Annotated in this window: 24 protein-coding genes and 1 pseudogene; 15 read left to right on the top strand and 10 right to left on the bottom strand. The window is 68.3% G+C overall.

From position 1 onward, the window contains the following. Positions 1–15 precede the first annotated feature (15 nt). The gene (locus ACNJ7E_RS19125; protein WP_005239255.1) at positions 16–654 is read right to left on the bottom strand and encodes an O-methyltransferase; all 639 of its coding nucleotides are present in this window, start codon (positions 652–654) and stop codon (positions 16–18) included. 283 nt (positions 655–937) lie between these two features. Here ACNJ7E_RS19125 and sigE point away from each other — a divergent pair, with 283 nt between their 5' ends. From sigE to tatB, 4 genes are all read left to right on the top strand, one after another. Then, on the top strand, positions 938–1,570 hold the full coding sequence (gene sigE / locus ACNJ7E_RS19120) for an RNA polymerase sigma factor SigE (protein ID WP_005239257.1): 633 nt from the start codon (positions 938–940) through the stop codon (positions 1,568–1,570). A gap of 16 nt (positions 1,571–1,586) precedes the next feature. Next, the gene (locus ACNJ7E_RS19115) at positions 1,587–1,949 is read left to right on the top strand and encodes an RNA polymerase subunit sigma-70 (RefSeq protein WP_283332888.1); all 363 of its coding nucleotides are present in this window, start codon (positions 1,587–1,589) and stop codon (positions 1,947–1,949) included. A gap of 94 nt (positions 1,950–2,043) precedes the next feature. Next, complete coding sequence (locus tag ACNJ7E_RS19110; protein WP_105412773.1) at positions 2,044–3,567, top strand: S1C family serine protease; 1,524 nt, start codon at positions 2,044–2,046, stop codon at positions 3,565–3,567. Between the two features lie 69 nt (positions 3,568–3,636). Then, a complete protein-coding gene (gene tatB, locus ACNJ7E_RS19105; RefSeq protein ID WP_283352373.1) occupies positions 3,637–4,062 on the top strand; it encodes a Sec-independent protein translocase protein TatB in 426 nt (141 codons plus the stop codon). Between the two features lie 66 nt (positions 4,063–4,128). On the opposite strand, the gene ACNJ7E_RS19100 is transcribed toward tatB, so the two are convergent. The 5 genes from ACNJ7E_RS19100 to ACNJ7E_RS19080 form a co-directional block, all read right to left on the bottom strand. Continuing rightward, positions 4,129–5,265 (bottom strand): Mrp/NBP35 family ATP-binding protein, encoded by a 1,137-nt coding sequence (locus ACNJ7E_RS19100; protein WP_418340701.1) that lies wholly within the window; start codon positions 5,263–5,265, stop codon positions 4,129–4,131. A gap of 23 nt (positions 5,266–5,288) precedes the next feature. Further along, positions 5,289–6,167, bottom strand: a complete 879-nt coding sequence (locus tag ACNJ7E_RS19095) for a lytic transglycosylase domain-containing protein (RefSeq protein ID WP_280783504.1) — start codon at positions 6,165–6,167, stop codon at positions 5,289–5,291. Positions 6,168–6,459: 292 nt separating this feature from the next. Next, entirely contained in the window at positions 6,460–7,629 is a 1,170-nt protein-coding gene (locus ACNJ7E_RS19090) for a lytic transglycosylase domain-containing protein (RefSeq protein WP_418340700.1), read from the bottom strand. A 116-nt stretch (positions 7,630–7,745) separates the two neighbouring features. Next, entirely contained in the window at positions 7,746–8,267 is a 522-nt protein-coding gene (locus ACNJ7E_RS19085; RefSeq protein WP_280783506.1) for a DUF1003 domain-containing protein, read from the bottom strand. Continuing rightward, the gene (locus tag ACNJ7E_RS19080) at positions 8,264–9,535 is read right to left on the bottom strand and encodes a magnesium transporter MgtE N-terminal domain-containing protein (protein ID WP_105412769.1); all 1,272 of its coding nucleotides are present in this window, start codon (positions 9,533–9,535) and stop codon (positions 8,264–8,266) included. Before ACNJ7E_RS19080 ends, ACNJ7E_RS19085 begins: the two co-directional genes overlap by 4 nt. A 71-nt stretch (positions 9,536–9,606) precedes the next feature. On the opposite strand from ACNJ7E_RS19080, the gene ACNJ7E_RS19075 reads away from it, so the two are divergent. From ACNJ7E_RS19075 to ACNJ7E_RS19050, 6 genes are all read left to right on the top strand, one after another. After that, entirely contained in the window at positions 9,607–10,569 is a 963-nt protein-coding gene (locus ACNJ7E_RS19075) for an HpcH/HpaI aldolase/citrate lyase family protein (RefSeq protein ID WP_005573471.1), read from the top strand. Positions 10,570–10,636: 67 nt separating this feature from the next. Then, on the top strand, positions 10,637–11,128 hold the full coding sequence (locus tag ACNJ7E_RS19070) for a general stress protein (RefSeq protein ID WP_005239275.1): 492 nt from the start codon (positions 10,637–10,639) through the stop codon (positions 11,126–11,128). A gap of 250 nt (positions 11,129–11,378) precedes the next feature. Next, a complete protein-coding gene (locus ACNJ7E_RS19065) occupies positions 11,379–12,743 on the top strand; it encodes an ABC transporter substrate-binding protein (protein WP_280783507.1) in 1,365 nt (454 codons plus the stop codon). Next, entirely contained in the window at positions 12,740–13,687 is a 948-nt protein-coding gene (locus ACNJ7E_RS19060; RefSeq protein ID WP_005573473.1) for a carbohydrate ABC transporter permease, read from the top strand. Before ACNJ7E_RS19065 ends, ACNJ7E_RS19060 begins: the two co-directional genes overlap by 4 nt. A 2-nt stretch (positions 13,688–13,689) precedes the next feature. Next, a complete protein-coding gene (locus tag ACNJ7E_RS19055) occupies positions 13,690–14,526 on the top strand; it encodes a carbohydrate ABC transporter permease (RefSeq protein WP_005239292.1) in 837 nt (278 codons plus the stop codon). A 37-nt stretch (positions 14,527–14,563) separates the two neighbouring features. Further along, positions 14,564–15,733, top strand: a complete 1,170-nt coding sequence (locus tag ACNJ7E_RS19050; RefSeq protein ID WP_280783508.1) for an ABC transporter ATP-binding protein — start codon at positions 14,564–14,566, stop codon at positions 15,731–15,733. On the opposite strand, the gene ACNJ7E_RS19045 is transcribed toward ACNJ7E_RS19050, so the two are convergent. Beyond that, positions 15,703–17,238 carry an MFS transporter gene (locus ACNJ7E_RS19045; protein ID WP_283332893.1) on the bottom strand — a complete coding sequence of 512 codons (1,536 nt, stop codon included), beginning with the start codon at positions 17,236–17,238 and terminating at the stop codon, positions 15,703–15,705. The two genes, ACNJ7E_RS19050 and ACNJ7E_RS19045, sit on opposite strands and share 31 nt — an antisense overlap. A gap of 74 nt (positions 17,239–17,312) precedes the next feature. On the opposite strand from ACNJ7E_RS19045, the gene ACNJ7E_RS19040 reads away from it, so the two are divergent. After that, positions 17,313–18,419 (top strand): winged helix DNA-binding domain-containing protein, encoded by a 1,107-nt coding sequence (locus ACNJ7E_RS19040; RefSeq protein ID WP_280783510.1) that lies wholly within the window; start codon positions 17,313–17,315, stop codon positions 18,417–18,419. Here the strand turns inward: ACNJ7E_RS19040 and ACNJ7E_RS19035 are convergent. Together ACNJ7E_RS19035 and ACNJ7E_RS19030 are read right to left on the bottom strand one after the other, a co-directional pair. After that, positions 18,409–19,275: a hypothetical protein gene (locus ACNJ7E_RS19035; RefSeq protein WP_005264657.1), complete on the bottom strand. Its 867-nt coding sequence runs from the start codon at positions 19,273–19,275 to the stop codon at positions 18,409–18,411. The two genes, ACNJ7E_RS19040 and ACNJ7E_RS19035, sit on opposite strands and share 11 nt — an antisense overlap. Continuing rightward, positions 19,265–19,960: a metallophosphoesterase family protein gene (locus ACNJ7E_RS19030; RefSeq protein ID WP_005264659.1), complete on the bottom strand. Its 696-nt coding sequence runs from the start codon at positions 19,958–19,960 to the stop codon at positions 19,265–19,267. The genes ACNJ7E_RS19035 and ACNJ7E_RS19030 overlap by 11 nt, the downstream gene beginning before the upstream one ends. Positions 19,961–20,025: 65 nt before the next feature. On the opposite strand from ACNJ7E_RS19030, the gene ACNJ7E_RS19025 reads away from it, so the two are divergent. Then, positions 20,026–20,613: a suppressor of fused domain protein gene (locus ACNJ7E_RS19025; RefSeq protein WP_198601959.1), complete on the top strand. Its 588-nt coding sequence runs from the start codon at positions 20,026–20,028 to the stop codon at positions 20,611–20,613. Here ACNJ7E_RS19025 and corA read toward each other — a convergent pair. Continuing rightward, positions 20,610–21,701: a magnesium/cobalt transporter CorA gene (gene corA, locus ACNJ7E_RS19020; RefSeq protein ID WP_418340699.1), complete on the bottom strand. Its 1,092-nt coding sequence runs from the start codon at positions 21,699–21,701 to the stop codon at positions 20,610–20,612. The genes ACNJ7E_RS19025 and corA overlap by 4 nt on opposite strands. Before the next feature lie 147 nt (positions 21,702–21,848). Between corA and ACNJ7E_RS19015 the strand changes: the two genes are divergently transcribed. The 3 genes and pseudogenes from ACNJ7E_RS19015 to ACNJ7E_RS19005 form a co-directional block, all read left to right on the top strand. After that, positions 21,849–22,703, top strand: a complete 855-nt coding sequence (locus ACNJ7E_RS19015; protein WP_418340698.1) for a PHP domain-containing protein — start codon at positions 21,849–21,851, stop codon at positions 22,701–22,703. Beyond that, positions 22,700–23,059, top strand: a complete 360-nt coding sequence (locus ACNJ7E_RS19010) for a hypothetical protein (RefSeq protein WP_011598054.1) — start codon at positions 22,700–22,702, stop codon at positions 23,057–23,059. The genes ACNJ7E_RS19015 and ACNJ7E_RS19010 overlap by 4 nt, the downstream gene beginning before the upstream one ends. A 376-nt stretch (positions 23,060–23,435) precedes the next feature. Continuing rightward, positions 23,436–23,815: pseudogene (locus tag ACNJ7E_RS19005) on the top strand (NAD-dependent malic enzyme); the annotation flags it as partial.

Here is a 23,815-nt window from a genome sequence, read left to right as displayed (position 1 = left end):
GAACGAACCGGGCTCTCAGAGCTTGGACGCGCAGAGCAGACCGTCGCCGATCGGCAGGAACACGCGGATCAGCTGGTCGTCCTCCGCGAGCGCCTTCGCGGCCTCGCGGACGGCGACGGTCGCCGCGTCACGCTGGCTCGGGTCGACGACCCGCCCGCCGTGCAGGGCGTTGTGCAGCACGATCGCGCCGCCCGGACGCAGCAGGCGAACCCCTTCACGGACGTAATGCGGGTGATCGACCGGTGCGCTGTCGACGAACACCAGGTCATACGCCCCGTCGGCGAGCCGCGGCAGAACGTCCAGCGCCCGGCCGTTGATGAGCCGCGTCCGGGCGGGTGCGATGTCGTTGGTCCGGAACGACAGCTTGGCGGCCCGCTGGTGCTCGGGTTCACTGTCGATCGTGGTGAGGACGCCGTCCTCGCGCATGCCCCGGAGCAGCCACAAACTGCTCACACCCGCGCCGGTTCCGACCTCGACGACCGTCTTGGCGTCCAGCATGCGGGCAAACAGGGCTAGAGCAGCACCGACCGCGGGAGGTACCGGACCGGCACCGAGGTCGTCCGCCCGCTCCCTGGCCGCACCGAGGGCCTCGTCTTCACGGACAGCCCCTTCTGCGTGGGTGAGTATCCGTTCGGCGTTTGTCTGCACGCACATGAGGCTATCGGGGTCTCGTCATCGCCGCTGCGAGGCGCGCTCGACAACAATGCCGCGACCTGCCCGGCCGCGATTCTCAGGAATACCTCAGCTTGCTCACACCGCACACATATCGCGGTGGGAAAGAGTATGTCCAACGCCAGATCCGAAGACCGCCCGGCGGGGAGATCACGACGACGGAGGAAAGTCCGAGAACCGGGGAACAAATCCCGGCCCTCGGGAGTTGACGCCTATACCACGTCCAGTGATCTGCGGTCCTGAGTAGGAGGATCCACTTAACTCGATGAGCAACCACACGATGGCTCCAGACGAGAGAAACACCGACGAGCAGCTGTCGGACGCCGAGCTGACGGGCACTGCTGTGTTCGATGCCACAGGCGAGAAGTCCGCCATGCCGTCCTGGGACGAACTCGTCCGCGAGCACGGCGACCGAGTCTACCGACTGGCCTACCGGCTGTCGGGCGACGCACAGGACGCCGAGGACCTTACTCAGGACACGTTCATCCGCGTGTTCCGTTCCCTGTCCGACTACCAGCCCGGCACGTTCGAGGGCTGGCTGCACCGCATCACCACCAACCTCTTCCTCGACATGGTCCGTCGTCGTAACCGCATCCGCATGGAAGCGCTCCCGGAGGACTACGATCGTGTCCCGGCCGACGGGCCGAACCCCGAGGAGATCTACCACGACGCCCGCCTGGACGCGGATCTGCAGGCAGCGCTCGATTCGTTGGCCCCGGAGTTTCGCGCCGCGGTCGTGCTGTGTGACATCGAAGGACTGTCCTACGAGGAGATCGGTGCCACACTGGGTGTCAAGCTCGGAACCGTGCGTAGCCGCATCCACCGCGGCAGGCAGGCTCTGCGCGAGCATCTGGCTGTGAACGGAAAGGTTGACTCCGATCAGATCGGCGTCGGGTAGTTACCAGGAGGGACGAATGACGCAGGGGCGTGTACCTCGCCAGTTTGGCTCCACCGAACACCTGGCGAGTGAGGCGATCGCCGCCTTCGTCGACGGTGAACTCCGCATGTCCGCCTATCTGCGCGCCGCCCACCACCTGTCGATCTGCGCCGAGTGTGCGTTCGAGGTGGACTCCCAGCAACAGGCCAGGCGTGCCCTGCGCCGCAGCGGCGATGTCGCCATGCCGTCCGGCCTCCTCGGTCTGCTGAGCCAGATCCCCAGTTGCAACCAGGGCGATCCCGCCGACAAAACCCCGTTCGACTCCCACACCCCGGATTCGCCGCTCACGAGCGCGTACTCGATCACGAGCCGGATCTGGTCCCGGCGCCGGCGCCGTTGAGCGCATCCGGACCGACGACGGCGGTGTCCGCGCTCAGCGAGGCATCGGTGATACTGGGGCGCGTGACTGACGCACACGAGGGGGACACGACAGCGTGACGGCGGATTACAAGACTCCGGGTTCCGATACGACGGCACCCGACGGTCCCGTGGCGGACGAGTCGGGCACGCTCCGCCCGGCGGACGCCCCACGGCTCGATCCGAGGCCCGTCTACCGGCCGCAGATCGACGCAGCGTCCAGCCGCGCATTCGGCCGGCCCGGTGGCGTCACCGGTTCCTTCGCCCCGTCGGACGCCCGGGGTGAGAGCGAACCCTCGGTGAAGGTCGGTGCCCCCGACCCCGTACTGGCGGAGGCGTTCGGCCGGCCGGACGGCGAGGTCGACACCATTCAGCGTGATCCCAACGAGAAGCCCGCGACCCCGGCAGCCGAGGCGCCGCCCGCCGACCCCTGGCGTGATCCCGACGCGGGCGTCGAGCTGGGCTCCCCGGCGTTGCACGCCGAAGAACGTTCCCGCCCGCCCGCCCCCGCGCTCAGCGCCCGCGAAGTCCTGTTCGGCGGCAAGGTGGCGCCGAAGGCGCTCGTCGCGCTCGGCGGAATCGCACTCGCAATCGGTCTGGTCGGCGGCCTCCTGGCCGCCGTGATCACCGCCGATCGCAGCTCGCTCACCAGCCAGAGCGTCACCCTCGTCCAGGGCGGCGGCGAGGACGACCTCGGCCAGTCGCCCGTCGCGCAGGTCGCGGACGCCGTGCTGCCCGCCGTCGTGTCCATCCAGGTGGCGGTCGGCGACCAGGGCAGTACCGGTTCGGGTGTCGTCATCGACGGCGCCGGCTACATCGTCACCAACAATCACGTCATCTCCGCCGCGGCCACCGCCCCCGACGGCGGCAAGATCCAGGTGATCTTCTCGGACGGAACCAAGGCCGACGCCCAGATCGTCGGTCGCGACATCAAGACCGACCTGGCCGTGCTCAAGGTGTCCGCCGACAACCTGACGGTCGCGGAACTCGGCAAGTCCGGCGACGTGCAGGTCGGTGAGGACGTCGTCGCCGTCGGATCGCCCCTCGGGCTCAGCAAGACCGTCACCCGCGGAATCGTCAGCGCCCTGCACCGTCCGATGCGACTGTCCGGCGAGGGCTCCGACACGAACGCCGTCATCGACGCCGTCCAGACCGACGCCGCCATCAACCACGGCAACTCGGGTGGCGCGCTCGTCGACGACACCGGCCGGGTCATCGGCATCAACACCGCCATGCTCAGCGAGTCCGGCGGTTCGGTGGGTCTCGGCTTCGCAATTCCCATCGACGACGTCACGACGGTCGCTCAGACCCTCATCCGGGACGGCAAGATGCACCACCCGGACATCGGCGTCAATGCCCGCACCGTCGTCAACGACAACACCAGCGGCGCCCAGGTGGCCAATGTCCGTTCGGACAGCCCGGCCGCGCGCGCAGGGGTCGTCGAGAACGATGTGATCGTCAAGGTCGGTGACCGCACGGTCACCAGCGCCGACGAACTGGTCGTGGCCGTCAACCTGCAGAAGATCGGCGAACCCGTCCGGGTTCAGCTGATTCGCGAGGGCCGGCTCGTCGATGTCGACGTGACCCCGGCCTCCGACTGACTCGAGAGGTTGCTGTGAGATCGCTCCGTCACCTGGGCACACACCCTCACCGCACAGTAGGCTGACCACGTGTTCGGCAACATTGGTTGGGGCGAGTTCATGGTCCTCCTCGTCGCAGCTCTGGTCATCTTGGGACCCGAGCGGCTTCCGGGTGCGGTCAGCTGGGTAACGAAATCACTGAGGCAGGTCCGTGAGTATGCGAGCGGCGCCAGCCAGCAGCTCAAGGACGAGCTGGGTCCGGAATTCGAGGATCTGCGCAAGCCGCTGTCGGACCTCAATCAGCTGCGCGGCATGACACCGCGCGCGGTCATCACCAAGCATCTGCTCGACGGTGACGATTCGATTCTCACCGGCAACTTCGACAAGCCGAGTTCGGTGTCGTTCGACAAGTCCGGGACGAAGGCCGTGAGCGTCGATCCGTCGACGCCCACTCCGCCGCAGAACAAGCCCCTCGCGGCAGGCGAGCGCCCCCCGATCGACCTCGACGCAACATAGGCCCTCCGGGCTCGTGCGCCTTTCCGGTTGCTCCGGCAACCAGAAAGGCGCACAGGCGCGTAGCGCCTAGAGGTGGCGGGTGGTGTCGATCCCCAGCGACATTCCGGCGAGTCCCCGCTTGCGGACGGCCAGCTTGTCCGCGATGTCGCGGAGTGCCGTCGCGGCCGGCGAATCCGGGTGGCCGAGGACGATGGGAACGCCGCCGTCGCCGCCTTCACGGACCGCCTGCTCGAGCGGGATCTGTCCCAGCAGCGGCACCTTCGCGCCCACAGCCTTCGTGAGACGGTCGGCGACGGCCTGTCCGCCGCCGGACCCGAAGATGTCCATCCGGCTGCCGTCGGGCATGTCCATCCAGGACATGTTCTCGACGACTCCGACGATGCGCTGACGGGTCTGCAATGCGATGGCGCCCGCGCGCTCGGCCACCTCGGCGGCAGCCTGCTGCGGAGTGGTGACGACGAGGATCTCCGCACCGGGGATCAGCTGCGCGACGGAGATGGCGACGTCGCCGGTGCCGGGCGGCAGATCGAGCAGCAGTACGTCCAGGTCGCCCCAGAAGACGTCGGCGAGGAACTGCTGCAGCGCGCGGTGCAGCATCGGTCCACGCCAGACGACCGGGGTGTTGCCCTGGGTGAACTGGGCGATGGAGATCATCTTCACGTCGTGCGCGACGGGCGGCATGATCATGCGCTCCACCTGCGTGGGCTTGGCGTCGTTGCCGAGCATGCGGGGAACGGAGTGTCCGTAGATGTCGGCGTCGAGAACGCCCACCGACAGTCCGCGGGCGGCGAGTGCGGCGGCCAGGTTGACGGTGACACTGGACTTGCCGACGCCGCCCTTACCGGACGCGACCGCGTAGACGCGGGTCAGGGAACCCGGCTGGGCGAACGGGATGACGGGCTCGGCCGAGTCTCCGCGCAGTGACTTGCGGAGTTCGGTGCGCTGCTCGTCGCTCATCACGTCGAGTTCGACGCGGATCGCACCGACACCGGGGACGTCCGCCACGGCCTTGGTGACACGGTCGCTGATCTCGGTCCGCATCGGGCAGCCCGCGGTGGTCAGGTAGATCGCGATGTCGACGCTGTCGTCGGACGCGATGTCGATGCTCTTGACCATCCCGAGTTCGGTGATCGGTTTCCGGATCTCGGGATCCTGGACGCGCGCCAGGGCGCTACGTACAGCGGACTCGCTCAGGACTGGCATGACTCAATGGTAAGGATGCGCGCTCAGTGGATGCGCGGCAGGTCCGCGGCTGCCGGGATGATTCCGCTGGAGTAGCCGGCGGACCAGGCGAGCACGTTGGCTACGTAGGCGGCGGAGTTGTTGTAACGGTGCACGGCCTTGGCGGCCTGAATCGGATCCTTGACGTTCAATCCGCCGTCGCACAGGTACTTTCCGGTGGTCAGCGCTGAGTCGAAGAGGTTCTGCGGATCGGCGACGCCGTCGCCGTTGCCGTCGCCCGCGTAGCGGTTCCACGTCTCGGGGAGGAACTGGGTGGGGCCGACTGCGCGGTCGTAGTTGGCGTCGCCGTCCAGCTTGCCGCCGTCGGTGTCGCGGATCACCGCGTTGCCGCCGAGGGTGCCGTCGAGGACGGGGCCGAGGACGGGCTTGAGCATGTTGCCCTTGTCATCCGCCTTGCCGTCGTAGGCGTGGGTGGACTCGACGCGGCCGATTCCGGCGATGAGCGTCCAGTACATGCCGCACCCCGGCTGTTCGACGGCGAGCATGCGCTCGGCGTTCTGGTACGCCGTGACGCTGATGGCCGGGATGCCGAGCGCGCCCTGGGCGATGCTCGCCGGGAGGGGCGGGGTGGCCTGGACGGGTGCGAGTGCCGGCGCAGCGGGCGCCGCTTCGGCTGCCGGTGCGGCCTCGGCGGCGGTCTCGGCCACGGGGGTGACGGCTTCCGCGGCCTCGGGTGCGGTGTCGGTCGCCTCCTGGGCGACGTCGGCGACCTCCGACGAGGAGCTAGTGGAGAGGAAAGGGACCTTGGGTGCGGCGCCGGCCGTGTTGGCTGCGGTGATCAGTCCGATGGGGACGAGTCCGGTAAGCGCGATGACCGAATTGCGGCGGATATGGGAGTCCGTCTTCTTGTTGTGCCGACCCACTCGATTGCCTCCTGCGACCCCCGTCTTGGGGTGTTCCGTTCAACTGACCGGATCGAGGCTACCTGATTCGATACGTTTCCGTTATCCAACCGTGATCAAACGGACTTGTGTCGCACGGTTCCGTTATTCCGAAGGCATGTGAGCGAGGGTAACGAACACGGCAAGGTCACGCCAGGACGTGGAGGTGCCGGGGGTCCCGCACGGATCGGGCCGGTCGGTGCGTCACGATCCGGACCCCGGAACACTCCGCCGCGCGCCCTGCAAGCAGAGCGCGCGGCGGAGGCGGAGGTGACTACCGGGGAACGACGTCGGCCGGAGGGGCGCCCGGGGCGGGCTCGACCGGGCCGGGCGTGACGGATGCCGGGACGCCGGGGTCGGCGGGCGGGCAGAAGATCAGACAGGGCAGTTGCGGCAGCGGCGGGAGTCCGGGAATCGGCGGGGCCGGAGCGGGCGTCGCGGGAGTGGCCGCGCCGTCCGTGGAGGGCTGCGGGGTGGTCGCGAGATCGCGTGGAAGGTCCGATTCGGCCGCGGCGGCGTCGGCGAGACGTCCGGGCGACGGCGACGCCGACTCCGACAACTGGCTCGGCGTCGGAGTTCCCCCGTTCCGGTAGGCGTTCGACCAGGTGATGACGTTGGCGGCGTACGCGGCAGAGTTGTTGTACCGCAGGACCGCGCGGGTCTCCTGGAGCGGATCGCGGAGGTCGAGACCACCCGAGCAGAGGTACCGGGCGGCCGCCAGCGTCGCGTCGAACACGTTGTTCGGATCGGCCACACCGTCCGCGTTGCCGTCGGAGGCGTACTTGGCCCACGTGGACGGAATGAACTGCATCGGTCCGACGGCGCGATCGTGCCCGGGGTCGCCGTCGGTGGCGCCGCGGTCGGTGTCTCGGATGACCTCGTTGCCGGCCAGCCTGCCGTCGAGAACGGGACCCAGGATCGGGGTGATCGTGGTGCCGACCGAGTCGGTCCGGCCGCCGCCGGCGTGACCCGATTCGATGCGGCCGATACCGGCCAGCAGATGCCACGGCAGACCGCACTTCGGGGACTCCGCCATCATCTCGAGTTCCGCGGATCGGTACGCGTTGAGCACGATCTCCGGGATGCCCAGAGCGCTCAGGATCACCGGTGCGGCGATGAGCCCGGTGCCGGACGGCGACGTCGGGGATGTGGGATTTGTCACGGCGGGCAGCGGTGCGGGCGCGGGCGGCGGGGGAGCGGCCCGCTGCGACCGGGCGACCCGCGGTGTCGGCGCCACGATTCCCGACGGCGGGAAGTACGCGGCCTGGGGCGTGGTTCCCGGCGTGATCGACGCTGCCGTGAGTGTCGTCGCTCCCGTCGTGGAACCGAACGCGAAAGTGCCCACGGACGCTCCACTCACAGCAGAACCGCCGGTCGAGGAACCGAGGGTGGCAACTGCGCCCACTGTCAGGGCAGTCACCGTCAACAGTCCACGTATCCGCACTCGATCACCCCCTGCGGTGCTCTTCGCTTTCGCACACCGCATACATCCGAGAAGATGTGACTGACGTTACATATACGTGATCGACCCTGCCGGAGTTTGCGGGGATTTGCCGACCCTCATTTGCGCCGGGTGCGGGTGTCTTCGTCGTCGCCCAGCAGCGACTTGATCTCGTCGAGCTCGCGCCGCAGGTAGTCGCGGGTGGCGACCTCGCCGATCGCGATGCGCAGCGCGGCCAGTTCCCGGGCGAGGAACTCGGTGTCCGCCTTCGTCTGCTCGGCGCGCGAGCGGTCCTCCTCGAGAGAGACGCGGTCGCGGTTCTCCTGGCGGTTCTGCGCCAGCAGGATCAGCGGCGCCGCGTACGCGGCCTGGGTGGAGAACGCCAGGTTGAGCAGGATGAACGGGTACGGGTCCCACTGCAAACGGACCGCGAAGACGTTGATGATGATCCAGACGATCACCACCACTGTCTGGATCATCAGGTAGCGGCCCGTGCCGAGGAACCGGGCGAAGTTCTCGCTGGCCCGGCCGACGGCCTCCACGTCGTACGTGACCCGGAAGCGGCGGGTACCCCGCGGGGTGTCGAGGCGCTGCCGGTCGGACAGGCTCCGGGCGGCCGCGCTGGCTGACTTCTCGCTCATCCGTCGATCTCCTCTTCACGCCAGTCCTCGGGGAGGAGGTGGTCCAGGACATCGTCGACGGTGACCGCCCCGATCAGGTGGTCCTCGGCGTCGACCACCGGCCCGCACACCAGGTTGTAAGTGGCGAAGTAGCGGGTCACCGACGTCAGGGAATCCTCGGGTGCCAGCCGCGGCATGTCGGTGTCGAGCAGTCCGCCGACCAGGCTCGCGGGCGGTTCCCGCAGCAGTTTCTGCAGGTGCACGCAACCGAGGTAGCGGCCCGTCGGCGTCGCGGTCGGTGGGCGGACGACGAACACCATGCTCGCGAGAGCGGGGGTGACGTCCGAGATCCGGGCACGGGCCAGCGCCTCGGCGACCGTCGTCGAGGCGGTGAGGACCACCGGCTCCGGAGTCATCAGACCACCCGCGGTGTCGGGGGAGTGCTCGAGCAGCCGGCGGACCGGCTCGGAGTCCTGCGGGTCCATCAGCTGCAGCAGCGATTCGGCCTCGGTCTCGGGAAGTTCACCGAGGAGGTCGGCGGCGTCGTCGGGGTCCATGGCCTCGAGGACGTCCGCGGCGCGCTCGACCTCGAGGTGCATGAGCAGGTCCGTCTGGTCGTCGGAGGGCAGTTCCTGGACGACGTCGGCGAGACGTTCGTCGTCGAGTGCGAGGGCGAGTTCGTGGCGGCGTTTCTCCGGCAGGAGCCGCATCGCGTTCGCGACGTCGGCCGCGCGCATGCCCTCGAACTGCGTGAGCAGCGCCGAGACGCCCTGGCCGGGCATCGCCAGGTCGGTCTGCGTGAGGCCCTGGACGTGCTGCCACTCGACGACGTGCATGGCGGCGCGGCGACCGAGTCGGCCGCGGTGCCCGCGCACCGCGACCTTCGACACCACCCAGTCCCGGGTGCGGGTCTGCTCGATGCCCAGATCGACGACGATGATGTCGGCGTCCCGCAACTCCTCGAGTTCCGGGTCGTCCACGCGCACGTGGGAATCCGCCACCTGGGCGAGGGCGAGCACCTCGCCGGGCCGCTGCTGGAATCGGCGCAGACTGACGTTGCCGGTGGTGAGTGTCACCGAGCTCGGTTCGATGGCGGTGACGCGGAGCATCGGGACGAAGATGCGTTTGCGCGTGAACAATTCGATGACCAGTCCGAGGACGCGCGGCTGCTGCCGGCCGACGCGCGCGGTGATCACCACGTCCCGGACGCGGCCGATCGACTCCCCATCGGGGCCGAGCACCACCAGGCCGGCCAGCCTGGCTGCAAAAACCTTGTTCGCAGCTGCCATGATTGCCAGGCTAGATCCTTGTACAGAAATACAGGGAATCGAACACCTGCGAAAGTGGAGGATCGTCCGTCATGAGTTCCGTCTACAGGCCACGGCGATCGGTGCTCGCCGTTCCGGGCAGCAGCCGCAAGATGATCGACAAGGCGAAGGGGCTGCCCGCGGACGAGATCTTCCTCGACCTCGAGGACGCGGTGGCGCCGCTCGCCAAGCAGGAAGCGCGCGGCACCATCGCCGAGGCGCTCGCCGAGGACGGGTGGGGCGACCAGATCAAGGTGGTGCGGGTCAACGACTGGACCACCGAGTGGACGTACGCCGACGTCGTCGAGGTCGTGGGACGCGCGGGCGCCCACCTCGACGCGATCCTGCTGCCGAAAGTGCCGGACGCCAGTCATGTTCAGGCCCTCGACCTGCTGCTGACCCAGATAGAGAAGGCCAACGGGCTCGAGGTGGGCCGGATCGGTATCGAGCCGCAGATCGAGAATGCGATCGGGCTCACCAACATCGACGCCATCGCGACGGCCAGCCCCCGCGTGCAGACCCTGGTGTTCGGTCCCGCCGACTTCATGGCGAGCATCAACATGCGCACGCTGGTCGTCGGGGAGCAACCGGACGGCTACGACCGTGGCGACGCCTACCACCACATCCTGATGACCATCCTGATGGCCGCCCGCGCGCACGGGGTGCAGGCCATCGACGGTCCCTATCTCCAGATCCGCGACGTGGAGGCGTTCCGCCGGTCGGCGCAGCGCACGGCCGCACTCGGCTTCGACGGCAAGTGGGTGCTGCATCCCACCCAGATCGAGGCGGCGAACGATGTGTTCAGCCCCCGTCAGGACGATTACGACCGCGCCGAACTGATCCTGGACGCCTACGAGTTCCACACCTCCGCGGCCGGCGGCGGTCGCGGTGCCGTCATGCTCGGCGACGAGATGATCGACGAGGCGAGTCGCAAGATGGCGCTCGTGATCTCCGCCAAGGGTCGCGCCGCGGGTATGAAACGGACCACCGAGTTCGTGCGACCCGACGAGAAATAGCCTCAGCAGGCAGAATGGTTCTCACACGACCGATCCTGAGAGAACCACACGAGGAGACCAGCTGACGATGACGAATCCACTCGGACAGTCCAATGGGGCGCGGCGTGGGGCTCTGCCGGAACCCCCCACGGGCTGGCCCATCGGTTCGTATCCCACGTACGCGGAGGCGCAGCGCGCCGTCGACTACCTCTCCGATCAGGAATTCTCGGTGGAGGACGTCACCATCGTGGGTGTCAACCTCATGCAGGTCGAGCGGGTGCTGGGCCGCCTCACCTGGGCGAAAGTGATTGGCGGGGGCATTGTTTCGGGGGCCTGGCTCGGCGTGTTCTTCGGGTTGCTGCTGGGCATCGTCACGGGCGGTTTCCTGGCGCCGCTCGTCGTCGGCATCGTCGGCGGCATCATCTTCGGGCTGATCTCCACGACGATCCCGTACGCGGCGACGCGGGGAACCCGGGACTTCGCGTCGACCATGCAGCTGGTCGCCGGGCGGTACGACGTGCTGTGCGAGCCGAAGTCGGCGGAGAAGGCCCGGGACATGCTGGCCAAACTGGCGCTCTGATCGGCGCTCCCGACTCGACCTGCGGGTTGCGGTCGGGTCACGGATTGCGTCCCATTCGCGACGTTCGCGGCGATTTCACCCAGTTCGCCGACGATGTCGGATAGGTTTACGGCGCAATGCGTGGGCCTAGGCCCGCGCCGAAACCGTGACCTGTCGGTGGAGTGCGCGTTCCGGCAGGAACAAATGTGCGGGCCCGCGTGCCCAGCCGTACCGCGACTGGATCCGTGAGGGGCCGCTCGAGGAGGCGGCTGTGCTGTATCGCACCAAGCCCGGACGCTCGTTGAAGTGGGGACTGATCGGTGCCGCCGCCGTCCTCACCGTTCCCCTGCTGGCTGCGTGCGGGTCGTCCGAAGAGGGCATCGTCCTCAGCTTCTACACGGCTGCCGACGGCGCCGAACAGTATGCGGAGGCCGCGGCCAACTGCACGGCGGCGGCCGGCGGCCGGTACACCGTGGAGCAGCGCACGCTGCCGAAGGGCGCGGACGATCAGCGGCTCCAGTTGGCCCGCCGGCTCACCGGAAACGACACGTCACTCGACATCATGACACTCGACGTGGTGTGGACCGCCGAGTTCGCCGAGGCCGGCTGGGCGGTACCTCTCCCGCCCGGCATCGCGGCGGAGGTCAGCGAGGGCACGCTCGAAGGCCCCCTCGAATCCGCGAAGTGGCAGGACCAGCTGTACGCCGCGCCGCTGAACACCAACACCCAGTTGCTGTGGTACCGCAAGGACCTCATGCCGGACGGGCAGCCGCCGCAGACGTGGGATCAGATGATCGACATCGCGGAGGGCCTCGCCGCGGAGGGCCGGCCCAGTTGGATCGGGGTGCAGGGCAAGCAGTACGAGGGCCTGATGGTGTGGTTCAACACCCTGCTCGCGAGCGCGGGCGGGTCCGTCGTCGCCGAGGACGGGACCACCGTGACGGTCGCGGACGGTGACGCCGCGCTGATGGCGCTCGAGGTCATGAAGCGGGTGGCCACCGCAGAGGGTGCCGACCCGTCGGTGTCCCAGGGCGACGAGGCGTCGTCCCGGCTGGGGATGGAGAGCGGAAAGGCTGCGTTCGAGGTCAATTGGCCGTTCGTGCTGCCGGGCATGATCGAGAACGCGGAGAAGGGGGACCTGCCGTTCATCGACGAGAAGGGCAACCCGACGTCCGTGGACACAGGTAACACGGTGCTCACCGTCGACGGTCAGCAGAACTTCCTCCCGGCGCCGTACCCGTCGGTGATCCCCGGGCGTCCGGCCGAGGTGACGATCGGCGGATTCAACATCGCGGTCGCGAAGACCAGCCAGCATCCGGACCTGGCGTTCGAGGCGGTGTCGTGCCTGCGGAACGAGGAGAACCAGCGCAACAACGCCGTCAACGGTGGTGTGCCGCCGACGTTGGCGAGCCTGTACGACGACCCGGCGTTCCAGGAGGCGTACCCGGCGTGGCGGGAGGTGCGGGAGAGCCTCGAGACGGCATCCGTCCGCCCGGTGTCACCGGCGTACCAGAGCATTTCGACCCTGATCACCGACACGCTGAATCCGGTCGGTGACATCGACCCGCCGCGCACCGTCGACGAACTCGCCGAACAGGTACGCAAGGCGGTCAACTCGGAAGGGCTGATCCCGTGACGACCGAAACCGTGCAGGCGGACCGGGCCGAAGAGCCGAAAGTCGCGTCGAAGAAGCAGATCTCGGAAGGGAAGAAGGCCGAACGCAGACTGGGGTTGTGGTTGGTGGCTCCCGCCGCGATCCTCATGGTCGCGGTGACGGCCTACCCCGTCGTCTACGCGGTGTGGCTGAGCCTGCAGCGCTACGACCTCCGCTTCCCTGACGACCGCAAATTCGTGGGCCTCGCGAACTACGTGTCGGTGCTGTCGGACGCGTACTGGTGGCAGGCCTTCGCGGTGACGGTGGGCATCACGGTCGTGTCGGTGGTGATCGAGTTCGTCCTGGGCCTGATCCTGGCGCTCGTGATGCACCGGACGCTGGTCGGGAAGGGCATCGTGCGGACGGTGGTGCTGATCCCGTACGGCATCGTCACCGTGGCCGCCGCGTACAGCTGGTACTACGCGTGGACGCCGGGCACCGGGTATCTCGCCAACCTGCTGCCCGACGGCAGCGCCCCGCTGACGCAGCAGATTCCGTCGCTGGCGATCATCGTGCTCGCCGAGGTGTGGAAGACGACGCCGTTCATGGCGCTGCTGCTGCTCGCCGGACTGGCCCTCGTCCCCGACGACCTCCTCAAGGCCGCTCAGGTCGACGGCGCCGGGGCGTGGACGCGGCTGGTGCGGATCATCCTGCCGCTGATGAAACCGGCAATCCTGGTGGCGCTGCTGTTCCGCACGCTCGACGCGTTCCGGATCTTCGACAACATCTACGTCCTCACCAAGGGCGCCAACGACACCGGATCACTGTCGATCCTCGGCTACGACAACCTGTTCAAGGCATTCAACCTCGGAATCGGCTCCGCGATCAGCGTCCTCATCTTCCTCTGCGTCGCGCTGCTCGCGTTCGTGTTCATCAAGCTGTTCGGCGCCTCGGCTCCCGGGTCCGACACGGAAGGAAACCGATAGCCATGGCCGTCGTCGACACACCTCGCCGCAAGATCAGCTGGTCCGTGGTCAACCTGCTCGTCCTGCTCTACGCACTGGTCCCGGTGCTGTGGATCGCCAGCCTGTCGTTCAAGCCCGCGGGAACGATCAAGGACGGCAAGTTCATTCCGCAGAAGTGGACACTCGACAACTACCGCGGGATCTTCCAGACCAACGCCTTCACCAGTGCGCTGATCAACTCCATCGGCATCGGGCTCATCTCCACGGTGATCGCCGTCGTCATCGGCACCATGGCCGCCTACGCCATTGCCCGGCTGGATTTCCCAGGCAAGAAGCTGCTGGTCGGCGTGGCCCTGCTGATCGCGATGTTCCCGCAGATCTCCCTCGTGAGCCCGCTGTTCGACATCGAGCGCAGGCTCGGGCTGTTCGACACCTGGGCGGGTCTGATCCTCCCGTACATCACGTTCGCGCTGCCGCTGGCCATCTACACGTTGTCCGCCTTCTTCAAGGAGATCCCCTGGGAGCTCGAGAAGGCGGCCAAGATGGACGGCGCCACACCGGCTCAGGCGTTCCGGAAGGTCGTGGCCCCGCTGGCGGCGCCGGGCATCGTCACCGCCGCGATCCTGGTCTTCATCTTCTGCTGGAACGACCTGCTGTTCGCGATCTCGCTGACCTCGACGGAACGGTCCATCACCGCCCCGGCCGCGATCGCGAACTTCACCGGCGCCTCCCAGTTCGAGGAGCCGACGGGCTCGATCGCCGCAGCCGCGATGGTGATCACGATCCCGATCATCATCTTCGTGCTGTTCTTCCAACGACGCATCGTGGCCGGTCTGACCTCCGGCGCGGTGAAGGGCTGAGACCTGCTTGCAGGGTCGAAACTATGAAGGAGTTTCTGTGGCCGAAATCGTGCTCGACAAGGTGACGAAGCTGTACCCGGACGGCGCCAAGGCGGTGAGCGACGTCGACATCACGATCGCCGACGGCGAATTCATCATTCTGGTCGGACCGTCCGGGTGCGGAAAGTCGACCACTCTCAACATGATCGCCGGCCTGGAGGACATCTCGTCCGGTGAACTGCGCATTGCGGGGGAGCGGGTCAACGAGAAGGCGCCGAAGGACCGCGACATCGCGATGGTGTTCCAGTCGTACGCGCTGTACCCGCACATGACGGTGCGGCAGAACATCGCGTTCCCGCTGACCCTGGCGAAGATGTCGAAGTCGGACATCGCGGCGAAGGTGGACAACGCCGCCAAGATCCTCGACCTCACCCAGCACCTCGATCGCAAACCGGCCAATCTGTCGGGCGGACAGCGGCAGCGGGTCGCGATGGGCCGGGCGATCGTCCGCAGCCCCAAGGCGTTCCTGATGGACGAGCCGCTGTCGAACCTCGACGCCAAACTCCGCGTCCAGATGCGCACCGAGATCGCCCGGCTGCAACAGCGACTCGGCACCACCACGGTGTACGTCACGCACGACCAGACCGAGGCGATGACCCTCGGCGATCGGGTGGTGGTGCTGCGGGGCGGTGTGGTTCAGCAGATCGGGGCGCCGCAGGATCTGTACGACCACCCGAACAACCTGTTCGTCGCCGGGTTCATCGGCTCGCCGTCGATGAACTTCTTCCCGGGGCAGCTCACCGCCGACGGGGTGTCGACGCCGCTCGGCGAGTTCACGCTGCCCCCGGAGACACGCGACAAGATCGGGTCGTCGAACACGGCGAAGGACGTCGTCGTCGGGATCCGTCCCGAGCACTTCGAGGACGTGGGGCTCGTCGACGAGGGGCAGAGAGCGGCCGGTGGCACCTTCACGGCCAACATCGAGGTGCTCGAGTCGATGGGTTCGGACAAGTACGCCTATTTCACGGCGGAGGGGCCGCAGGTGACCTCCCGGGAACTCGAGGAGCTCGCCGCAGACTCGGGTACCGCGGTCGCGGGCGGCGGGCAGCTGGTCGCCCGGTTGTCGACCGAATCGTCCGCGGCGCACGGCAGGCCGGTGGAACTGTGGTTCGACCGGGCGAAGATCGCCCTGTTCGATCAAGATTCGGGAGCGAACCTCACCCGTTGAGCGGGGCGCTCACCCGAACCGCGGGTGTTCGCTCCGCCGAGGCCACCGACGGTGCCCCACTCGGCCGCGAGGGCGGTCGCGTGGACCTCGTCCTCCTCCTCGTCGGACGGGGTGCGGGTGGTGCGCGTGATCCCGAAGAACGGCAGCAGCCCGGCGAGGGCGGCGGCGGTCGCGCCGACGACGAACGCGATCACGTACGCCGATTCGGTCGGGACGTCCGTTCCGTCGATGGTGATGCCGGCGAGCAGGGTCGCGAGCAGCGCGCTGGCGACGGAACTGCCCACGGACCGGGCGATGGAATTGATGCTGTTCGCGACGCCGGTCTCGTCCTGCCGGACCTCGGCCACGAGCAGTGACGGCAGCGACGCGTACGCGAGGCTGATGTACGTGTTGACCAGCAGGATGGCCGCGATGACTTCCCACGTGCGGTCGTGGGCGAAGACGAACACGACGAAACCGCTGACGCCGACGACGCTCGCGGCGATGAGGACGGCGCGGGATCCGAAGCGGTGGATCAGTTTTCCGCTGAGGATCGAGGCGAGGACGCCGCTGATCGCGCCCGGCAGCAGGTATACGGTGCTGGCCTCGAGGACGGTGGCCCCGAAGCCGTATCCGGCCACCGCGCGCGGGGTCTGGACGAAGTACGAGCTGCCCAGGAACATCACGAACATCGACATGCCGACCACGAGCGCGGACAGGTGGGTGACGAGGACGGGCGGGTTGGTCAGCAGCCGGGGCGCGACGAGTGGGTCGGTGATCCTGCGTTCGAAGAGGAACCAGCCGATCAGGACCAGGATTCCGGCGATTCCGCTGACGATGGTGACGGGGGACGTCCAGCCCCAGGTACCGCCCTCGGCGAGCGGCAGCAGGACGAGGACCAGGCCGGCGGCCAGAGCGGCCGCGCCGATCCAGTCGATGGATCCGGTTCCGGTGCGCGGGCGGCGGGGGATGGCGATCCAGGCGAGGACGAGTCCGGCGGCGGTGATGGCCGAGGACAGCCAGAAGATGCGGTGGAAGTCGGCGCCGTCGGAGACCAGCACACCGGTGAGGACGATGCCGAAGCATCCGCCGAATCCGAGGGTGCCGGAGAAGATCCCCATCGCCCCGGTCAGCTTCTCGGCGGGAAGTTCGTCACGCAGGACCGCGATGCCGATCGGGAACAGCGCGAACGACACGCCCTGGAGCACGCGGGCGAAGATCAGCACTCCTACCGACGTCGACAACGCACCGATGAGGGAACCGAGCAGCACGACCACGAGCACCCCGAGCAGGACGGGCCGTTTGCCGCGGAGATCGGCCAGGCGGCCGAGGACGGGCGTCGCGGTGGCGGCCGCGAGGAGGTTCGCGGTGAGGAGCCAGCCGACGGCGGTGGGGCCGACGTCGAGTTGCGAGCCGATGGTCCCGACGATCGGCACCACCAACGTTTGCAGAACGGCGACAATCATCACGACGAAGCACATGACGGGCAGGAGAGCCCTGGCTGCGGTTGTCGATCCGGCGGCCATGGGGTCCTCCTGTAGGGGTCGGTGAACGGCGTAATCAAATACGGTACTGGGGCTAACTAACGAAGGGGTTCACGGTGGGGTCTCAACGCATGTCGAATCGAGCGTTGGGCCGGGCCACACTGGCCCGGCAATCGCTGCTGAGCCGTTCGGACGCGTCCGCCCTCGACATGATCGAGCACCTCTGCGGACTGCAAGCCCAGGCTCCGGCCCCGCCGTATTTCGCACTGTGGACGCGGTTGACACGATTCCGCGCCGAGTCGCTGTCGGACCTCATCGAGAACCGCGCGGTGGTGCGGATTGTCGCGATGCGCGGCACGGTCTTCGCCCTGTCGGCCACGGACGCGCTCTCGTTCCGTCCGCTCACGCAACCGCTGCTCGACCGCGACCTACACACCAACACACAGCACCGGTCCGGTCTCGACGGGATCGACCTCGGCGCCCTCGCCGCCGCGGGACGTGAATTGGTGCGCGACGAACCCCGCACGCAGTCGCAGATGCGGCCCCTGCTCGAGGAGCGGTTCCCCGGCCGTGACGGGGCCGCGCTCGCCCACGGGGTGCGGGGACTGGTCCCGATGGTCCAGGTTCCACCGCGCGGGCTCTGGGGCAGGTCCGGGCAACCGGCGCTGTCGACGCTGGAGTCGTGGGTGGGTCGTCCACTGTCCGCCGCACCGTCCATCGACACGATGCTGTTGCGCTACCTCGCCGCGTTCGGCCCGGCGAGCGCGCGGGACGCCCAGGCCTGGTCGGGGCTGACGCGGCTCGGGGAGGTCTTCGACCGGCTGCGGCCGGAACTCCGGGTGTTCCAGGGCGAAGCGGGTCCGGAACTCTTCGACCTTCCCGACGCACCCCGGCCGGACCCGGGCACCCCCGCCCCCGTCCGCATCCTCGCGCCGTTCGACAACGTGCTGCTCTCGCACGCGGACCGCGGGCGCCTCCTCGACGACGACGTGCGGAAGAAGGTCTTCACCCAGAACGGCATCATCAAACCTGCCGTCCTGGTGAACGGCAGGGTCGCGGCGTTCACCACGACGGTGGTCGAGAAGTCCCGTGCGGTACTCGACGTGGAGCCGTTGGCGACCATCGCGAAGACGCATCGCACCGCGATCGAGGCGGAGGGCAGGCGACTGTTGAAGTTCGCGCACCCCGAGGCGCCCGAGCGTGTCGTGCGGTTCACGGGCTAGCCGGTTTGTGCCTGCGCGGTGCGAGGTGGCTGAGCTCGGCGATGATCTCGTCGTTCCAGACATGCTGGCGCACAAGGCGGTACCGCTCCCGCGCCACCCACAGGTAGGCCTCGGCGTCGGTGTGGTCGGGCAGCATCTCCGCGGCCCGCAGCATCCGGACCACCGGCAGGAACTCCTCACCGAACCAGCGCCGGGCCACGGTTTCACGGCTGAGGAATTCGCCCACCTCCTGCATGAGCCGGAAACCCCAGGCCTCGACGCTCTGGCTGATCTCGGCGTACTCCCAGGGATCGGTGACGACCACGGCCGCCCGCTGGGGTCCGCTGAGCGGCACCCGGGTGAGGAACAGGCGGCGGTGGTCCTTGATGACCAGGTCGCCGCGCTGCGCGATCCCGTCGGGGGAGATCTTGGTCTGGATCTCGGTGACGTAGGCGTCGATCGTGCTCCAGTGCATCGCGTACGCGATGGAGACGCGGTGGTGGCCGTCGCTGACGAAGTGCATGGACCCGATCCGATACACCTGGATCGGCGGCACCGACTCCCCCCGGCGCTGCGCGGCCGCCAGCCGTTGCCAGCGCTCGCGCACCCGGGTGGACGTGGGCCGGAAGAACCGGTCGAAGTCGCGGGTCCGGTCGACGCTCCCGACGATGGAGTTGACCGGGATCACCTGCAGGCCGAGCGACCGTTCCCCGACCCGGCCGACGGCAGCGACCACCTCGTCGAACGGCAGGATCTCGTTGACGTCGTCCGGTTCGCGGCGCAGCCAGCTGACCAGCCGCGACAACTCGGCGCGGCGGCGCTGGCGGGTGAAGTCGTTTTCCGCGTCGGCGGCGGGGAATCCGGTGTCACGTGCCATGCCGGCGCCTGACGATGGTGGGGTCGGCGCCCGGGGCCAACTCCATCAGGGTGAATCCCACGGTGTTGATCACCGTCGTCGCGCCGAGTGTGCGGTCCTCAGCCGCCCGGCCGTACGGGTGGACGTGCCCGTGGATCATGACGCGGGCCTGCAACCTGCCCGCCAGGGTCTCGAAGCACTCGAAACCCCGGTGCGGTGGATCCTCCTGGTCGCCCACTCCGCGCGGCGGGCTGTGCGTGAGCAGCACGTCGACGCCGGACACACCCGAGCGGCGCGCGTGCCACGCACTCGTCAGCGCCAGGTTGCGCGCCCGCCGCCGCTGCTGCCGCTCGGTCCACTGGTTGGGGCCGTCGTTGTAGCGGATCGATCCACCCAGACCGGCGATGCGCAGGCCCGCGATCCGCACGATCCGGCCGTCCGCGTTGACCGCGCCGCAGGGCCCCGGCCACGCCGAGGGCAGACCCGCCCGCATCCATCCGACACGTCCCGCGGAGTAGCCGGACAGGTCGGCGTCGTGGTTGCCCGGCACGAAGACGCACGGCGCGTCGAGCGCATCGATCAGATATTCCAGGTAGTCGAACGGGAGATCGCCCGCACCGAGGATCAGGTCGACGTCCATGGCACGCACCTGCGAACTCCACAGCGACTCGATCGTCTCGTCGGACACTGCGAGTACCGAGACCATGCTCCGACGCTACCGGCTCGCGAGGCCGGAGGACGGGTGAGCGGCTTCGGTGGTTTGATTGCGGGGTGACTGACAGCGTTGTGGCCTCCGTTCGCGCGCACCTGCTGGGGCAGATCGGGGGACCGGAGCCGACTGCGGCATCGGTGACGTTCCTGGGCGTCGAGCCGCTGGACGTGCTGCGGTTCGCACCCGACGACGAGGGGCTGGTGCGCTACGTGACCCTGGGGTGCTCCCGGCACCCGATGGGCGACCCCGGCGAACTGGTGGCCGACCCGCTCCGTGGCCCCCGCGCCGAACTGATCCTCACCCTGCGCGGTGGGGCCGGGGTGGCATCGGGAGTTGCGCGCACCCTCGCGGTCCTGGCGGCGGCGCCGTCGGTGGAAGGGGTGGTTCTCGTCGAGGACGCGCTGCTCGACCTGGGGGAGCCGCTGTGGAAGGACGCACCGTTCACCGCCGTGCTGCTCGGTGAATCGACCGTCCCGGACCTCCCGCTGCCCGAACCCGCGGAGGCCGTGCGGTTCCTCGCTGTCGTGCCGCTCACCGGCACCGAAGCGGCGTGGGTCCGGCTGCGCGGCGCCGGGGCACTGCGCGACGCCTGGACGGAGGCGGGCATCGACGTCCGCGATCCGTACCGCGGTGCCGCGTCCCTCTAGAGCCAGTGGTTCCGGCGGAACGTGACGAACAGGGCCACCGTCACCGATGCGATCAGAAATACCACGCCGTGATAGCCGTACTGCCAATGCAATTCGGGCATGTTGTCGAAGTTCATGCCGTAGATGCCCGCGATCATCGTCGGCACGGCCGCGATGGCCACCCACGCCGAGATCTTGCGCATGTCGGTGTTCTGCTGCACGGCGATCTTGGCGAGGGCGGCGTCGACGAGTGAGCTGAGGACCTCGTCGTATTCGGCGATCCGCTCGGCGACGGTGGTGTGGTGGTCGAGGACGTCGCGGAAGTAGCGGCGGATCTCCTTCGGCACCGGATTGCCCGGTGCCCGCGTCAGCCGCAGCAGCGGGTTGGACAGCGGGTTCACCGATTTGCGGAGTTCGACGATCTCGCGCTTGAGGAGGTAGATGTGTTCGACCGCGACGCTGCTGCGCGGGCTGAACACCGCCTCCTCCATGCCGTCGACGTCCTCTTCGATGGCCTGGGTGACTTCGAGGTAGGTGTCCACCACGTGGTCCGCGACCGCGTGCAGCACCGCGTACGGGCCCAGGGCGAGCCGCTCCTGGTTCGCCTCCAGCGCTTGGCGGACGTTCGCGAGCGGGGAATGGTCGCCGTGCCGGACGGTGATGACGAAGTCGGCGCCCACGAACACCATGATCTCGCCGGTCTCCACGATCTCGCTGGCCGTCGCCACCGACTCGTGAGGCACGTAGTTGACCGTCCGCAACACCAGGAACAGCACGTCGTCGTAGCGTTCCAGCTTCGGCCGCTGGTGGGCGTGAACGGCGTCCTCGACCATCAATTCGTGCAGCCCGAACGTCTCGGCCACGCTTTCCATCTGCCCCTCGTCGGGGGCGAGCAACCCGACCCACACGAACCCTCGGCCCCGCTTGCGGACCTCGGCCATCGCGGCCTGGTGCGTGTATTTTCCGGGGAGCCTCGTGCCGTCGACGTACACGCCGCAGTCCACGATGGCGCGCGCGGTCGGGATGCGGATCCTGGGGCCCGGGTCCTTGTCTCCGCTGCGCTGATCCTTGTCGCTGCCACGCTTGGGGAGCGAGGGCACAGACGGCACGGGGCCCTCCCTTTCACCGGCGAGTCGGAAACGCTGCTGGTGAATCGTACGTCAGCACCCGCTCCGGGCCGGCGGCGTCGCACGACACGCCAGGCTTCCGGGCCGCACGCTCGGACCCCGTGCCGCGACACCTGACAGACTGGTCTGGTGCTCATCGATCTCCACACTCATTCGACGGCCTCCGACGGAACCGACAGCCCGGCGGACCTGGTGCGCGCCGCGGGGGCAGCAGGACTCGACATCGTGGCGATCACCGATCACGACACGACCGCGGGGTGGGCCGAGGCGGTCGCGGCGTTGCCTGCGGGGCTCGCGCTGGTGCGGGGCATGGAGATGTCCTGCGAGGGCCGCGGTGAGGACGGACGCCCGGTTGCGGTGCATCTCCTCGCCTACCTGTTCGATCCCGCGCACGCGGCGTTCGCAAGCGAGCGGGAACGGTTGCGGAACGAGCGGATCGTGCGAATCCGCGCGATGGCGGAGTTGATGATGGAGGACGGTCTGCCCATCGACGCCGACGAGGTGCTCGCGGAAGCGGGACCCGCGGCGGGACGCCCACACCTGGCCAGGGCTCTGATGCGCGCCGGCGTGGTCGGCAGCGTCGGTGAGGCGTTCGTGGATCTGCTGGCCCCGCGCGGCCGGTACTTCGTCGACAAGTCCGATACCCCCCTCGACGACGCTGTGCAACTGGTGGCGGAGGCCGGGGGAGTGAGCGTCCTCGCCCACGGACGGGCCCGCACGAGGGGACGGCTGCTGTCGCTCGATCACGTCCGCGACCTGGCGGGAGCCGGTTTGCACGGGCTCGAGGTGCACCACCCCGACCACTCGTCGGACGACACTCGGGTTCTGCAGGAACTGGCCGACGAGCTCGGTCTGGTCGTCACCGGCTCCTCCGACTATCACGGCACGAACAAGGCCATCCGGCTCGGCGAGTTCACGACGGACGCCGACGAATTCGACACCCTCGTCTCGAAAGCATCCGGCGTACAGGTGGTCTCGGCATGAACACGCACGAGTTCGAGCGGTACGACCCCTACGGTCCCACCCTCCCGAGGACGGTGACGGCCACCGAACCGCGACGCAGCCCTCTCGTGGTCCGCGCGCTGCGCGCCCTCAGCGGGGCCGTCGCCGCCGGCGTGGTGATCCTCTGCCTCGTCGTGATCGGCTCCGCCTACGTGGGCGGCGGCCGGGGCTTCCCCGGCCCGGGGACGATCTCCATCACCGCGCACGTGGTCGCGTCCGTGTTCGTGATCGTGGCGCAGCGGATTGCGGACCGCCGCGACGGTCTCGTCGCCGTGGTCGCATCCGTCGCCGTCCTCGCGGCGGCGGCGCTTCTGCTGGCTACCCAGTGGTGGGGTTGACGGACGCTCGGCGCGTTATGTGAAACCGGCTCTCACAGTGACCCATCGGTAACTTGTTCTCACAGGTAGAGGCCAGAAAACGTGAGACATCTGACTGTCGTGGCAATTTGATTGTGCATCGATATTCGTGCCAGACTTAGCACCACTCCGACGTCGGCGCCACCGCCCTTCGGCGGGGGTTTATGGCAGTGTTGCCAGGGCTCACCCGCCCGTGCCATGACGCTTCGGACGTTCTGCGGCCATCGTGATCGCGCACCCCGGAAGCTTCACCCTCAGTTGTCGTTCGTGGAGCAACTGTGAGGATCAGCGCCGATCCTCACGGTTACTTCTCAGTAACCCGGCCCCGAGTGAGCCTGGACTTAGCAGGAGTGTCATCGTGTCCATCGTGTCCGAACCCACCACACCGCAGAAGGTCGAGCTGACCGACGAGGAGATCTTCGCCGGCCACATCGGGGGGAAGCTCTCGGTTGAGACCACGACCGCCCTCGATACGCAGCGCGCCCTGTCCATCGCCTACACGCCCGGCGTCGCGCAGGTCTCCCGCGCCATCGCCGCCGACGAAACGCTCGCCGACCGGTACACCTGGACCAGCCGCCTGGTGGTCGTCGTCTCCGACGGTTCCGCGGTACTCGGCCTCGGGGACATCGGCCCGCGGGCCTCCCTTCCCGTGATGGAGGGCAAGTCCGCCCTGTTCAAGAACTTCGCGGGCCTGAACTCGATCCCGCTGGTCCTCGACACCAAGGACCCCGACGAGAT

Origin of the sequence: Rhodococcus mengyinensis, assembly GCF_048381435.1 — a bacterium.
GTDB lineage: Bacteria > Actinomycetota > Actinomycetes > Mycobacteriales > Mycobacteriaceae > Rhodococcus_F > Rhodococcus_F opacus_D.
Note: the sequence above shows the minus strand (reverse complement) of the source record. Positions and strands in the feature narration are given on the sequence as shown.

What these genes read in the sequence shown, in the direction of transcription:
- ACNJ7E_RS19030 (WP_005264659.1), bottom strand. Translation starts at nt 19,960, where the DNA reads ATGGTCTCGGTACTCGCAGTGTCCGACGAGACGATCGAGTCGCTGTGG.
- ACNJ7E_RS19125 (WP_005239255.1), bottom strand. Translation starts at nt 654, where the DNA reads ATGTGCGTGCAGACAAACGCCGAACGGATACTCACCCACGCAGAAGGG.
- ACNJ7E_RS19070 (WP_005239275.1), top strand. Translation starts at nt 10,637, where the DNA reads ATGACGAATCCACTCGGACAGTCCAATGGGGCGCGGCGTGGGGCTCTG.
- ACNJ7E_RS19085 (WP_280783506.1), bottom strand. Translation starts at nt 8,267, where the DNA reads ATGAGCGAGAAGTCAGCCAGCGCGGCCGCCCGGAGCCTGTCCGACCGG.
- ACNJ7E_RS19080 (WP_105412769.1), bottom strand. Translation starts at nt 9,535, where the DNA reads ATGGCAGCTGCGAACAAGGTTTTTGCAGCCAGGCTGGCCGGCCTGGTG.
- ACNJ7E_RS19115 (WP_283332888.1), top strand. Translation starts at nt 1,587, where the DNA reads ATGACGCAGGGGCGTGTACCTCGCCAGTTTGGCTCCACCGAACACCTG.
- ACNJ7E_RS19045 (WP_283332893.1), bottom strand. Translation starts at nt 17,238, where the DNA reads ATGGCCGCCGGATCGACAACCGCAGCCAGGGCTCTCCTGCCCGTCATG.
- ACNJ7E_RS19075 (WP_005573471.1), top strand. Translation starts at nt 9,607, where the DNA reads ATGAGTTCCGTCTACAGGCCACGGCGATCGGTGCTCGCCGTTCCGGGC.
- ACNJ7E_RS19100 (WP_418340701.1), bottom strand. Translation starts at nt 5,265, where the DNA reads ATGCCAGTCCTGAGCGAGTCCGCTGTACGTAGCGCCCTGGCGCGCGTC.
- ACNJ7E_RS19055 (WP_005239292.1), top strand. Translation starts at nt 13,690, where the DNA reads ATGGCCGTCGTCGACACACCTCGCCGCAAGATCAGCTGGTCCGTGGTC.
- sigE (WP_005239257.1), top strand. Translation starts at nt 938, where the DNA reads ATGAGCAACCACACGATGGCTCCAGACGAGAGAAACACCGACGAGCAG.
- ACNJ7E_RS19010 (WP_011598054.1), top strand. Translation starts at nt 22,700, where the DNA reads ATGAACACGCACGAGTTCGAGCGGTACGACCCCTACGGTCCCACCCTC.
- ACNJ7E_RS19035 (WP_005264657.1), bottom strand. Translation starts at nt 19,275, where the DNA reads ATGGCACGTGACACCGGATTCCCCGCCGCCGACGCGGAAAACGACTTC.